This is a genomic window from Campylobacter concisus ATCC 51562, from assembly GCF_000466745.1.
Taxonomy (GTDB): domain Bacteria; phylum Campylobacterota; class Campylobacteria; order Campylobacterales; family Campylobacteraceae; genus Campylobacter_A; species Campylobacter_A concisus_B.
In genome coordinates, this window is record NZ_ANNI01000003.1 from 255,400 (window position 1) to 268,858 (window position 13,459).

Sequence of the window (13,459 nt, forward strand, 5' to 3'; positions counted from 1 at the left end):
CCTATGCTTTGTAAATTTTAACCGCACACTTTTTATAATCAGTCTCTTTTGAGATTGGGCAAGTAGCGTCAAGACATACTTTGTTTATATAGACGTTTTCATCAAAGAAAGGCACATAAACAAGACCTACTGGTGGCTTATTTCTACCTTTTAGATCTACTCTTGCTTTTACCTTGCCACGGCGTGATTCGACCCAAACGATCTCATTTTGCATTACGCCAAGATTTTTAGCATCATCTTCATGCATGTAGCAAAGCGCCTCTGGGACCGCCCTATAAAGCTCAGGAACACGCATAGTCATCGTGCCTGTATGCCAGTGCTCTAGAACACGGCCAGTACATAGCCAGAACGGATACTCTTTGCTTGGCATCTCGCATGGATCCATGTAAGGGCGGAAGAAAATTTTTGCTTTATTTGCAAGAGATGTTTTCTCTTTATTTTGTACACCTTTTAGATCGCCTGTTGGAAGGGCTGCGTTTTTGTTGCCGTAGAATGCAAATTTATCATTTGGAGCAGCTTTTTTAGCATATGGATCGAATTTAGTGTTAAATCTCCACTGAGTCTCTTTGCCATCAACTACTGGCCATCTTAGACCTCTTACTCTGTGGTAGGTGTCAAAGTCAGCTAGGTCGTGGCCGTGTCCAACGCCAAATTTTCTATACTCTTCCCAAAGATATTTGTGGATGAAAAATCCATATCCTTTAAATTCTTTGCCATCTGAGCCGATCACTTTTCTGCTATCGCCAAATACTTCTGTATTGTCGTAGTTTTCCATGATTGGATCGTTTGCGCTAAATTTCTTAGCCTCTTCGTTAGCAAAAAGTACGTCAAACAGCGTATCTTCTTCGCTATATCCCATAGCTTTTGCCTCTTCAAGCACGCTTGGAAGTGTCACTTTATCGTTTAGTTTTTTCTCACCCCAAACATCTTTTAGCTTAAAGCGCTTACTAAACTCCATCATTTGCCAAATATCAGGCATCGCTTCGCCAACAGGGAGTACTTGCTGTCTCCAGTGTTGCGTTCTTCTCTCAGCATTACCGTAAGCACCCCATTTTTCATAGATCATCGCAGTTGGAAGAATAAGGTCAGCCACTTTTGCAGAAATTCCTGGATAAGGATCGCTTACAACGATGAAGTTATCCATCTCACGAGCCGCTTTTATCCAGTGGTTTGCGTTTGCAGTATTTTGCCATGGATTATTCACTTGAACCCATATAAATTTAACCTTACCGTCTTCAAGATCACGCATCATTTTTACGTAGTGAGAAGCGAGCACGCCACTTAGTGTTCCAGCAGGAAGTTTCCAAATTTTTTCAGTTATCTCTCTATGTTTTGGATTCTCAATAACCATGTCAGCTGGCAAGCGGTGAACAAATGTTCCAACCTCTCTTGCAGTTCCACACGCACTTGGTTGGCCAGTTAGAGAAAATGCTCCTGAGCCTGGAAGTGCTTGTTTGCCGAGCAAAAAGTGAACCATATAAGCTTGCTCATTTACCCATGTACCACGTTGGTGTTGATTAAAGCCCATCGTCCAAAAACTTACGACTTTGCGGTTTTTCTCAATGTAAAGATCGGCAAGTGCTTTTAGTTTTTTCTTAAATTCTTCTATATCTTCGTTAGGATCGCCCTTTGCCACCTTTGCTGTAAAGTCAAGTGTGTAAGGTGCAAGAGCTTTTTTAAACTCTTCAAATGTTATTTGCCAATGTGCGCCAGATTTTGCAGCATTTTTATTTTCTAGCGTATCGCCAGCTTTTAGTCCAAGATATGCAAGCGTAACACCCTCAGCCTCGCTTAGCACCTTTGACTTCTCAGTAGCAGCAGTGTCTAGCTCGCTTGGAGCATATTTTTTATGATTAATGTCTGGACGAAGACCATATCCGATATCGGCTGGACCAGTTGTAAATACACAGTGTTTTTTAACAAATTCTTCATCGATCATCTCTGGGTGGTTATAAACTATCTCACGAGCGATGTAGTTCCAGATAGCAAGGTCAGATGACGGAGCAAAGATAATCTCTATATCGGCTAAATTTGATGTTCTAGTTGAGTAAGTGCTTAAATTTACAACCTTTACTCTATCAGGATCGCTAAGCTTTCTATCGCTTACGCGTGCCCAAAGGATCGGGTGCATCTCAGCCATATTTGCGCCCCATGCCACGATAGTATCAGTTAGTTCGATATCATCAAAACAGCCTGATGGCTCGTCTATACCAAAAACTTGCATAAAGCCAACAACCGCGCTTGCCATGCAGTGTCTTGCGTTTGGATCGATACTATTGCTTCTAAAGCCACCTTTTATAAGTTTAACAGCAGCGTAACCTTCTGGAATTGTATATTGACCAGAGCCTAAAACTCCGATACCATGAGGTCCTAGCTCATCATATGCTTTTCTAAACTGAGCCTCCATAACATCAAATGCTTGCTTCCAGCTTACTTGCTTAAATTTACCCTTTTTATCAAATTCGCCTTTTTCATTTACACGTAAAAGCGGATGAGTGATCCTGTCCTCGCCGTACATGATCTTAGCATTAAAATAGCCTTTAATGCAGTTTAGACCACGATTTACTGGTGCTTCTGGATCTCCTTTTACAGCTACTATCTTGCCTTCTTTTGTAGCGACCATGATACCACAGCCTGTTCCACAAAATCTGCAAGCGGCCTTATCCCAGCGCCAGCCTTTTTCAGCTTCGTTTGCTGCACTTAGCGAGCTTGGTACGGCTATACCAGCACTAGCACAAGCAGCACTGGCTGCAGCACTTTTTATGAATTCTCGTCGATTCATTCTTTCTCCTTTAAAGATTTAAAACAAATTGAGTTGATATTAACCTTGTAAAACTTATTTACAACTTATTTACATTTACAAAAATTTCAAAAAACTTAAGCCAAAAATGTAAATATTTTTCTACATAAAAATATTAATTTTCTCGCAAAGCACGATTTTGAAAGAAAATACTATTTAATAAAATTTAAAAATTTTAGAGCTGTTATCAAAAAAGCTAAAGAAAGCAAAGTAAAATTATTTTTAAATATTTGAGTAAAAAAGTAACATAAAATATCATTAAAAATTTTTATATCTTTACCGAAATGGCAATAATTATAAGGATAAATTCTAATAGATTTCACTACTTGAAAGCAAACATAATCTATAAAAATTTAACTAGAAATATCACTATAAAGCTATAAATATTAGATTATTTTTAAAAATTTTATTATATTTATAAAACAAAAAATAATTTTAAGATTAGAGATAAAAAGGAGTTATTTTCATCCTCAAATTTTGAGGATGAAATATTAATAAAATTTTAGGTGTTAAGCTATAAGGTTAAAATTTATTCTTTTTAACATCAGCCACTATTGTCTTAGCCATTTCATCGATTTGAGCAGTGATTTCATTTGTTGAACTCACGATATCAACATTTTGCTTTGTAATGCTATCAATCTGGCTTACACTTTGATTTATCATGTTTATGCCTTCGCTTTGCTCTCTGATGCTCTCACTCATCTCATTGATACTTTGAGTAAGTATATTTGCGTTAGTTTCGATCTCACCAAGTGATTTTTGAGTTCGCTCAGCTAGTTTTCTAACCTCATCCGCAACTACAGCAAATCCTCGTCCATGCTCACCAGCACGTGCTGCCTCGATAGCCGCGTTTAGAGCAAGTAGGTTAGTTTGATCTGCAATATCTCTAATAATAACGATGATGTTTTTAATCTCTTCAGATTGTTTTATAACATCTACAGCCTTTTGACTAATTGCGCTCATCGAGCTACTCATTTGTTCGATCGCAGCAGCACTTTCTTGGAGAGAATTTGCTTGTGTGCTAGCACCTTGAGTTACTTGTTTCATTGATGCATCTAAATTTTTGGCTTTTTCTTCTAAGAATTGTGCTTGTTTTAAGTTAAACGCAAGCATATTAGCTATCTCTTCGCCAAGCTCATTTGTTACTAGCTCAACATTGCCTTTGGCATCCAAAATTCTTGAAGTAAAATCAGAATTTCTAAAATCATTAAAAGTTTTTTGGATCATATTTAAATCACTACCGACTCTTTTCTCCAAAACATCTAGCATTTTATTTAAGACATCTTTTAATTCGATTAGTTTTGGATTAGCCGGAACATCTACTATCCTTGCTTTTAGATTTCCATTTTCTATCGCCTTTGCAGTCTCAACAGATTGAGATACCACCCTAGAGTCTTGATCGGCATTGTCAAAAATTTTAGCAATATTATCATTTATTAGTTTGCTCATTACGCCAAATTCATCTTTTGTTGCTACCTTTGAAACAACTGGCTCTTTTATCTCAAAATTTAAAAATCTAAAGAAACTAACCAAAGCATCTGTAATAGTTTTAATAGGATTAAGCGATCTTTTTAGCAAGAAATATACGATCAAAGATAAAACAACTATAAATATAAAGGCTAAAATAATCTGAACTTTTAAAATAGGCAAAGTATGCGAGCTAAAGATATTTTGATCCATTGCTGTTATTGCCAACCAACCTTTGTCATTTATCTCTAACATATAAGCATAGACATCTTCGCCTTTTGTATTTTTATATGCTATTAATCCATTTTCATCAAATTTCTTTTCATTATATTGTTTTATTAGACTCTTTGCGATCTCATGAGGTTTGCCAACTAATTCTTTATTTGGGTGCATTATAACGTTGCCATTTTGATCTGTAACAAAAGCATAGCTGTATTCAGTTTTACTAATTTGCGATATATTATTGCTCAACTCCTCAATAGACGCATCTATACCCGTAACTCCAATATTTTTAATAGGTGCAGCAAAAGTTATAACCATCGCATTTAATGAAGCTGCCATATATGGATCAGTATATATTGGTTTATTCTCGGCTTTAGCTTGTTTATACCATACTCTAACTCTTGGATCATATCCAGCTTTATTTTGCCCATTTGATCTAAACATAGCCCCATCCTCATATCCAGCATAAACAAGAGTGATCTCTTTTCCAGATATAGCTTTTGCTTGAGATAAAGCTAAATTTATACCATCAGCATTCATCGAGCCACCACTTTTCTCGCTTATCTTACTAAGAGTCTCAGCCATTTTTTCTATAGCATACTGATTATTGGTAAAAAAGCTATTTAGTGCGATTTTCACATCTTTTAAAATTTACTTTTGAGTTTGTATTACTAACTCAATGGCTTTATCATGAGCTGTGTTATAGCTAGCTAAAGATATTAGCGAGAATGATATGAATAATGCCAGTATGAGCATTAAAGATATTTTGTTTGCAATTGATCGCATTTACTTTCCTTTTACAAAAAATTTTAAGATGCGATTGTATATTTTTTTATATTAAATGGTATTTAATAATATTAATTACAAAATAGTGATGTATACATTAAATAATAATTTTGAATTATTTTTTCATTTTAGATAGTTAAAGTAAGTGAGATAAAATTAGAATTTAGGGGAGACAAACCCCTAAATTCGGTCTAAGATTAAAATTTATTCTTTCTAACGTCAGCTACTATCGTCTTAGCCATGTCATCTATTTGGTCAGTAATTTCATTTGTTGTACCAACAATATTAATATTTTGTTTTGTAATACTGTCGATCTGACTCACACTTTGATTTATCATATTTATGCCTTCGCTTTGCTCTCTGATGCTCTCGCTCATCTCGTTAATGCTTTGAGCTAGAACATTTGCATTAGCTTCAATCTCACCAAGTGACTTTTGAGTTCGCTCTGCTAGTTTTCTAACCTCGTCGGCAACTACGGCAAAGCCTCTGCCGTGCTCGCCGGCGCGTGCCGCTTCGATAGCGGCGTTTAGAGCAAGTAAATTTGTTTGATCGGCTATATCTCTAATAATAACGATGATATTTTTAATCTCTTCGCTTTGTCTCGTTACGTCGCTAGCTTTTTGACTAATGGCGTTCATAGAACTGCTCATCTCTTCTATAGCAGCCGCGCTTTCTTGGATAGAGTCTGCTTGCTTATGGGCTCCGTCGGTTAGGGTTCTCATAGATTCTGCTAGGATTTTAGCTTTTTCTTCTAGAACCTGAGCTTCTTTTAAATTTTCCCTTAGCATATTGCTTACGGCGTCGCCCGCGCTTTGAAGGCCTACTATCATATCTCTTAGATCGCTTTCAAGCTCGGGTTTTAGCTCTAATCTAGGAGTATAGTCGTTTTTGTTATAAGAAGCTAAAACTACCGCTATTCCTTTTAAATTTTCAGAAATTGACGTAAAGAATTTATTTAGCAGATCTTTTAACTGAACTAAAGCCGGATTATTAGGGACGGAGTTAATCTTAGCCCCCATGTGGCCTTTTATCATGAGATTTGCTATACCGTTCATCTCGTCTATTAAGGCGCTGTCTTTTTTAACGCCGTTAAGGACTTTTTCTATATTTTCGTTAATAGATTCGCTCATTCTGCCGAATTCGTCTTGCGTAGTTACTACTAGCTTTTCCGGAGCGTTAGGGGTTTCGTAGGTGATAAATTTGAACGCGTCTTCAAGCTTGGTTTGGATAGTTCTAATAGGACTAAGGGATTTTTTAAGAAGAGTAAATACGATAGCCGAAAGTATGACTATAAAAGCTACGGCAAGGATTATTTGAGCTTTTAATAAAGGCAAGGTGTTAGACGAAAAAGTATCCGCTCCGATAGCAGCTACGGCTAGCCAACCTTGATCATTTATAGGAAGAATTTTGGCAGTTACGTTTTCGCCTTTATAGTTAGTGTAAGGGATAAGTCCATTTTCGTCATATTTCTTTTCTGCATATTGTTTTGAGAGATATAGTGTAGACTCGACTGCTTTGCCAACATTATCTGGATTTGAGTGCATTAGCATTACACCATCTTTATTCATAACATAGACATAGCCGTATTTTGTTTTACCCATTTCGAGAATTTTTTTACTTAAAGCATCTATATTTAAATCAAGCCCCAAAACACCATCAAAATTTCCATTTTTATTTACTGGAGCGGCAAAACTAATTACTAAAGCGTTAAACATAGCAGCTTTATAAGGTTCGGTATAGATAGCACCATTTGCACTCTTTGCTGCTTTATACCAGCCTCTAGTTCTAGGATCGTAATTATCGGCTGGAGTTGTTTTAGTTCCATCTGATTGGAAAAAATGTCCATCACTCTCGCGACCATAAAAAATATTAGAAACTAGATGACTAACATTTTCTTTTTGCATTTTTGTTTTTTCCATGTACGAGTCATCATTATTTGGTGTTTGTGCTATATCTGAAGCATACTTTTTGGCAACTTCTAAATATTCTTCAAAAAAAGAATCCGTAGTAGCTTTGATGTCACTTAGAATCTGATCCTGGGTCTGGCTGACCAACTCTACTACCTTACTTTCCGCTGTATAGTAGCTGACTGCCGAAATAGCAGCAAACGAAATAACTAGCAATGAGATGATGATCATCGCTATCTTTGAAGTTATGGACTTCATCTTTCCTCCTTTAAAAAGTTAAAATCACTTTAATTTATCGAAAAAGAATTAAAACTAAAATTAATTTTATACTACATTTAACGCCTTTTAAACAATTAATCAAAAATCGATCTATTAAGGTAAAAAAGTGAGTTTTTTTTAGTGATTATTTTATCTTTAAAAGTCTGGTAGCTTGGCTTTAAAAAGACTTTATAAAAATTTAATATAACTATTCAAATCTAGAAATTTTTATTTAACAATCAACAAAAATATACCTATCATCTCAATATCCATTGTGAAATAAAATTTTATAGAGCTATAGGCTTTAATATAAATTTAAGCTTTTGTGAGTAGTAGATTTATTTTAAATTTTAAGTTCAAAGGCAGGAGAAAGTTCCCCTGCTTTTAATGTTATTTAGAAATTTTTGGCTCAGCAAAAGCTGTAAGCTTTAACGCCTCGTCGCCTTTATATTTCTCGATATTTACAAGAGCTGTGTGGCTGATATTGCCATTTGCTAGCTTGCTTGTTGGGATATCTATGGTTAGCACGTTTGCAGAGCCGTTTTTGCAAATTCCACTATCAAAGCCGTCATACCAAGCGCCCTCAGCTAGTTTTACAACGCCCTCTTTGATATTTTTAGTGACATGAGCACCTGCTAGCACCTCGCCACGTGCGTTAAACACACGCACCAAATCACCACTTTGTACACCAAGCTCTTTTGCGTCTTTTTCGTTGATCCAGATAGGCTCGCGGTTTGCGATCGCATAGTTGTCACGAAGTGAAGTTTGGCTTAGCTGTGAATGCAAGCGGTCAGTTGGGTGAGCGCTTATCATGTGGAATTTAGCTGGCTTATCTTTCATGCCTAGCCACTCAATCGGCTCAAACCACATTGGGTGCGCCTTGCAGTCGTCATAGCCCATTTTCTCGATAGTCTCTGAGTAAATTTCTATAAGACCGCTTGGAGTTCCAAGAGCATTTAGCACAGGATCTTCTCTAAATTCGCCAAATCTCACCCAGCTATCGCTATCTTGAGATGAGGCAAATGTAACTGGCTTATTCTCGTTCCAAAACTCTTCAAATGGTTTCATATCAGTTGTGAGCTCTGGCACAGCCTTGACCTGAGCGTACGCTGCGTCATAGTACTCTTTGATCCAGTCAAACTCATCCTTACCGTTATCTGTGTAGGCAACGACTAAATTTTTAGCATAAGCTTTGCAAAGATCAATAAAAATTTGATAGTCGTCTCTTGCCTCGTGGTATTTTTCAACGACTTGTTTCATCGGTACGATGTTCATATTTGAGTAGTCACCAGTCATGGTAATGTCGTTTCTCTCGTACTCTGTGGTGACTGGGAATACGATATCAGCCATTTTTGCTGTCGGTGTCCAGTATGATTCATGTACGACAACTGTTCTTGGCTTTCTCCACGCTTTTAAATTTGTATTTGTATCTTGGTGATGCACAAGTGGGTTACCGCCGACCCAGTAGATAAAATCGATGTCTGGGTAGGTGATCTTTTTGCCATTATGATCTATCACTTTGCCAGGGTGCAATAACGCATCAGCGATCCTTGCTACCGGGAAGGCATAGCTGGTTGCTTTTTGTAGCCAGCTTTGGCCTGTACCTGCTGCTGCAGCAGCCTTTGCGACGAAGCGACCTCGTTTATCGAACTCACCTGTATCTGTACCTATAAACTCGCCTTTATCGTTAAATTTACCCACACTTGCGCTATTCATGCCACCGATAGCTGCGCCCTTGCATGTTGGTGCGCCGCCGTTTGAGTAATGGTAGCTAAGGCCAAATCCCCCACCAGGAAGGCCGATCTGTCCTAGCATCGCCGCCAAAGTCACCATCGCCCAGTGCGGCTGCTCACCGTGGTGAGCGCGCTGCATACCCCAACCACTCATTATCATAGTGCGGTTTGCGACAAATGTATCAGCTAGCTCTTTTAAAGTATCTTTATCAATGCCACAAATTTTGCTCGCCCACTTTAAATTTTTAGGAGTATTGTCTGTCTTACCAAGTAGATATGGGAGAAATTTATCAAAGCCTGTTGTGTAGGTTTCAATGAAATTTTTATCATACTTGCCGCTTTCATATAGGTAGTGCATCATACCAAGCATCATCGCTGTGTCGGTGTTTGGCACAGGAGCTATCCACTGAGCGTTATCAAAGTATTGCGCTGTGTCACTCTTGATAGGATCGATGATGATCACTTTGATATCTTTTTTATTTTTGAGCTCTTCAAAGTATTTAAAGCCCTGCTCGTCGGTGCTAGTCCAAGCTATGCGAAGTGTCGCAAGTGGGTTTGCACCCCAGATGACTACGACTTTTGAGTTCTCAAGTACGACTGGCCAGCTGGTTTGCTGCTCATAGACCTCGATACTACCCACGACGTGAGGCATGATAATTTGGCTAGCACCTGTTGAGTAATCTCCTAGTGAGCCAACAAAGCCACCACTAAGGTTCATAAATCTATGAAGTAAAATTCTTGAGTTATGTACGTTACCGCTTGATTTCCAGCCATAGCTGCCCGCAAATACACTTTGTAAGCCTTTTTGTGCTCTTGTCTTTTTAAGCTCTCTTGCAACTAGCTTGATCGCCTCTTCGTAAGGCACCTCAACCCACTCATCCTTACCGCGAAGCTCTGGCTTTGGACTATCTGGATTTTCAAGGTAGCTCTTTCTAACTGCTGGACGCTTGATACGACATTTGTAGATCATATCTGGTGTGTAGTGCTGAAGCGGGTTGTAAATTTCACTTGTTTTTTGGATAGGCTCTGACTTTACTGCTACGCCGTTTTTGGTTGTCACTTTTAACATACCCCAGTGGGCAGCTGTGATGACCTCGCTATCTCTTAAAACACTCTTTTTTACGCCATCAGCAAATAAATTTGATGCTGTTACGCTTGAAAGCAAAGGTGTCGCTGCAATTGCTGTAGCACCTTTTTTTAGAAATTCTCGTCTGTTCTCGTTCATCTTATCTCCCTTTCATTTTTAAGTTTTCTTTTGAATAAGCTAAACTTTAATATTTGTTTTTACTCGCCGCTACAAAAGTTTTGCTTATTTACCTAGGTTTACGTCAGATGAGTGTTTTTGAAGGTATTCAACAACCAACCACTCGTCTTTTTTCTCTATTGCGGTTCTGCCGATCATTGATTTTAGAAGTGACGGCCATTGGTTTGCGTTGAAATGTGTGGTTTGAGGTAACGCATGGCAAACACCACAACTCTCTTTATACATCTTGTCAGCTTTTGCAAACATCGCGTTTACGTCAGTGCTAAAGCCATCTTTTTGAACAAAAACTGTTGTTTCTACCTCATTCCATTTGCCGTTTTTGCCCTCTTTGATCACTTTAATATCAAAAGGTGCAGTTTTTGCAAATGCCACCGAGATAATCCTCGCGCCATCAGCAAAATAAACTACGTTGCTAACAGCTGGGTTTTGATAGCCTTTTACTTTAATTTGCGCTCTGTCACCGCTTGTTTGTAAAATTTCAACTGCGTTGGTTGGTAGCAGTCTGCCTATACTTTTTGTTGAGCTAGCATCACCGTAAACATCTTTTACAACATCTGTGTAGTTTACACTAGCACCAAATGCCGCACAAGCCACGATGGCTGAAAAAATGATTTTTTTCATATTTCTCCCTTCAAAATGAAATCGTTCAAATTTTAGGAGCTTTTTAATTAATTACAAATTAAAATTAAAAATATGATTTAAGAATAATGCAGAAAAATTTATTTAAAAATGAGTAAAAATACGCCAGATACGATAAGACATACGGCTAAAATTTCTTTTAAATTTAACCTCTCACCAAGAAAGATGACAGCCAAAATGATAGCCAGCACAACGCTAAATTTATCAACCAGCGCCACTTGATAGACCTTACCAACTTGCATCGCTTTAAAATACATGAGCCACGAAAGCCCAGTTGCTATGCCACTTAATATGAGAAAGAGCCAGTTTTTGGGGCTTAATGAGCTTAATGGCTGCCATTTTTTAGCCACGCTTAAAAGCAAAACAAGCATCAAAATGACGACGATCGTTCTTATAAAAGTCGCAAAATCGCTGTCGATGTCCTTTACACCAAGCTTTGCAAAGATCGCTGTAAGTGCAGCAAAAACAGCTGAAAGAGCTGCGTAGATAAACCACTCTGGCATTTTTATCCTTATAAATTTAAAGGGACAAATTTGCTTCGCCCCAAGCTAAATTTATCCCTCATAATCGCTTAGCATATCAACTGTTGGCACAAAGTATAGAGCTCCAGTTACTGGCGTACTAAAGTCAAGCAGCCTATCTGAGTTGCCCTTTGGCTCGCCGATAAACATCTTTTTAAGCATAAGCTCAACCGTTGAAAATGTGCTCGCATAAGCGATGAAGTAAGTGCCTGTTTTGCTACCTTCAGTAAAAGGCATATTGCCACGCACGACTTTTTTATCGTCTCCTACGTTTGCAGCAGCTGAGTGTGAATTTGTAGGTTTTACATCCTCGCTCATCTCGATGTCAAGCTCTTTTGAACGGCCTATTACCTTTTCTTGTTCACTTACGCTTGTAGCGTTCCACTCTTTCATATTGTGGAAATATTTTTGTACAAAAACGTAGCTACCGCCTTTAAATTTAGCGTCCTCATCGCCAACTTTAGCAAAGAAATCTCTCTCCTCGCCCTCAGGATTTTCAGTGCCATCAACAAAGCCTATTATTGCCCTACCGTCATGATACTTAAAGCCTTGCGTCTCGTCTGTAAGCTCTGCAAATTTAAAAAGCACAGCCTTTATTGCTTGAGCCATATCGAAGCAATCAGGTGCATTTAAAGCGCGAATATGGATGTGGATATCGCCCTTTGTGCTAACAGCTTCGTGCTTATCGCCTTTTATCGCTTTAAAATTTACAAGCTCTTTTGGCAGATTTTTTGAAATTTCAAGCTTTTTCCAAGCATCATGACCCACGCCAAGGACGCAGTTTACATTTTCATTTGCACCAAATCTAATCTTGGCAGTTTTATTTAAATTTACAACCAAGGCGCAAAGCTCGGCAAACCCATCTTTACAAGCCTTTTTATCAGCTGTTAAAACCCATGTTTGAAAGACCGTGTTGTTACCTGGTGTCTGCGTGACTTCTTGTGAATTTACGCTCATTTTTTCTCCTTTTTAAAATTTTATGCAATATTTTCCAAATTTAGTTGTGAGCTGATCTGCTCATCATTATCGTCAAAAATAAACTCAACTTTGTTTGCCCCAAAGCTCTTTGCGATCGCTTCAAGCGTATCGCGAGCTGATTTATGAATTTTGCTTTGAAGCTGTAAGATAAGGCGAACGCTCATCTTTTTGACTTCGTTTCTAGCTTCTTCAATTAGTCTATTTTTATCTTCTTCTGTAAAAGTGCTACCAAAAAAGCCATTTAGCGAGTCAGGCAGCAAAAATGGTATAAATTTGCCGTTTTTCTCATCGTAAAATTTCATATCGGCGATCGAAAATTTATACTTGCAAGGAGGCATTTTTATCTTATAGCTAGAGTTTGCGATCTGCATAATCTCGAGCTTTGGGCTAGTTAGATCGTAAATGAAATTTATCTCAAACTCAAATATCATCGAAAGCTTCTTCTCGCTTATAAGCCATCTTAGATACTCTTTGCCAAAATTTCCAAACGCATGATCGGTTTTTGTGACGATCTCTTTGCTATAAACTTGAAAAACAGATAGCTCGCCGATGCTTTTTAGCTGCGAAATTTCAGTGCTGACTGAGAGATTTTCGCTATCATCTTTTGCCTTTTTTAACGCCTTATTTGACCTATAAAATGCAAATGCCAAAACAGCTAGTAAGATAGCTAATATCAAATTTGCATATTCGCTCATTTTTTCTCCTTTAAAGCTTGCTATTTTAGCTTAAATTTGTAAAGCAGAGATGAAATTCTACTTTTATTAAAAATTATATTTAAATAATTGTTTTAAAATAAAATCGTAATTAATAATATTTGTGTGATACTATTTTAATCATTTTTTCATATCTTATAGTAAAAATAGCGTAAAAATGGGATTATTAAA

General features: G+C 37.7%; 8 protein-coding genes and 2 pseudogenes. All 10 read right to left on the reverse strand.

Annotated elements, in window-relative coordinates; genetic code table 11:
• Position 1: 1 nt before the first annotated feature.
• Positions 2–2,782: a nitrate reductase catalytic subunit NapA gene (gene napA / locus ATCC51562_RS02680; RefSeq protein ID WP_021090927.1), complete on the reverse strand. Its 2,781-nt coding sequence runs from the start codon at positions 2,780–2,782 to the stop codon at positions 2–4.
• 540 nt (positions 2,783–3,322) lie between these two features.
• The gene (locus ATCC51562_RS02685; RefSeq protein WP_414531037.1) at positions 3,323–4,522 is read right to left on the reverse strand and encodes a methyl-accepting chemotaxis protein; all 1,200 of its coding nucleotides are present in this window, start codon (positions 4,520–4,522) and stop codon (positions 3,323–3,325) included.
• A pseudogene (locus ATCC51562_RS09955) lies at positions 4,505–5,074 on the reverse strand (cache domain-containing protein); the annotation flags it as partial. The gene ATCC51562_RS02685 and the pseudogene ATCC51562_RS09955, both read right to left, overlap by 18 nt.
• Positions 5,075–5,472: 398 nt before the next feature.
• Entirely contained in the window at positions 5,473–6,405 is a 933-nt protein-coding gene (locus tag ATCC51562_RS09960; protein WP_414531038.1) for a methyl-accepting chemotaxis protein, read from the reverse strand.
• Positions 6,406–6,708: 303 nt separating this feature from the next.
• Positions 6,709–7,440 (reverse strand): annotated as a pseudogene (locus ATCC51562_RS09965) (cache domain-containing protein); the annotation flags it as partial.
• A gap of 390 nt (positions 7,441–7,830) precedes the next feature.
• The gene (locus tag ATCC51562_RS02695) at positions 7,831–10,398 is read right to left on the reverse strand and encodes a molybdopterin-dependent oxidoreductase (RefSeq protein ID WP_021090474.1); all 2,568 of its coding nucleotides are present in this window, start codon (positions 10,396–10,398) and stop codon (positions 7,831–7,833) included.
• 84 nt (positions 10,399–10,482) lie between these two features.
• On the reverse strand, positions 10,483–11,058 hold the full coding sequence (locus ATCC51562_RS02700; protein ID WP_021090680.1) for a cytochrome C heme-binding protein: 576 nt from the start codon (positions 11,056–11,058) through the stop codon (positions 10,483–10,485).
• Positions 11,059–11,156: 98 nt separating this feature from the next.
• Positions 11,157–11,585, reverse strand: coding sequence for an EamA family transporter (locus ATCC51562_RS02705; protein WP_414531039.1), 429 nt, complete (start codon positions 11,583–11,585; stop codon positions 11,157–11,159).
• A 45-nt stretch (positions 11,586–11,630) separates the two neighbouring features.
• Entirely contained in the window at positions 11,631–12,554 is a 924-nt protein-coding gene (locus tag ATCC51562_RS02710; protein WP_021090553.1) for a Dyp-type peroxidase, read from the reverse strand.
• A gap of 20 nt (positions 12,555–12,574) precedes the next feature.
• On the reverse strand, positions 12,575–13,270 hold the full coding sequence (locus ATCC51562_RS02715) for a DUF4230 domain-containing protein (RefSeq protein WP_021090543.1): 696 nt from the start codon (positions 13,268–13,270) through the stop codon (positions 12,575–12,577).
• Between the last annotated feature and the right edge of the window lie 189 nt (positions 13,271–13,459).

Excerpts from the sequence above, each read along its gene's own strand:
- napA (WP_021090927.1), bottom strand. The coding sequence starts at position 2,782 with ATGAATCGACGAGAATTCATAAAAAGTGCTGCAGCCAGTGCTGCTTGT.
- ATCC51562_RS02685 (WP_414531037.1), bottom strand. The coding sequence starts at position 4,522 with ATGTTAGAGATAAATGACAAAGGTTGGTTGGCAATAACAGCAATGGAT.
- ATCC51562_RS09960 (WP_414531038.1), bottom strand. The coding sequence starts at position 6,405 with ATGAGCGAATCTATTAACGAAAATATAGAAAAAGTCCTTAACGGCGTT.
- ATCC51562_RS02695 (WP_021090474.1), bottom strand. The coding sequence starts at position 10,398 with ATGAACGAGAACAGACGAGAATTTCTAAAAAAAGGTGCTACAGCAATT.
- ATCC51562_RS02700 (WP_021090680.1), bottom strand. The coding sequence starts at position 11,058 with ATGAAAAAAATCATTTTTTCAGCCATCGTGGCTTGTGCGGCATTTGGT.
- ATCC51562_RS02710 (WP_021090553.1), bottom strand. The coding sequence starts at position 12,554 with ATGAGCGTAAATTCACAAGAAGTCACGCAGACACCAGGTAACAACACG.
- ATCC51562_RS02715 (WP_021090543.1), bottom strand. The coding sequence starts at position 13,270 with ATGAGCGAATATGCAAATTTGATATTAGCTATCTTACTAGCTGTTTTG.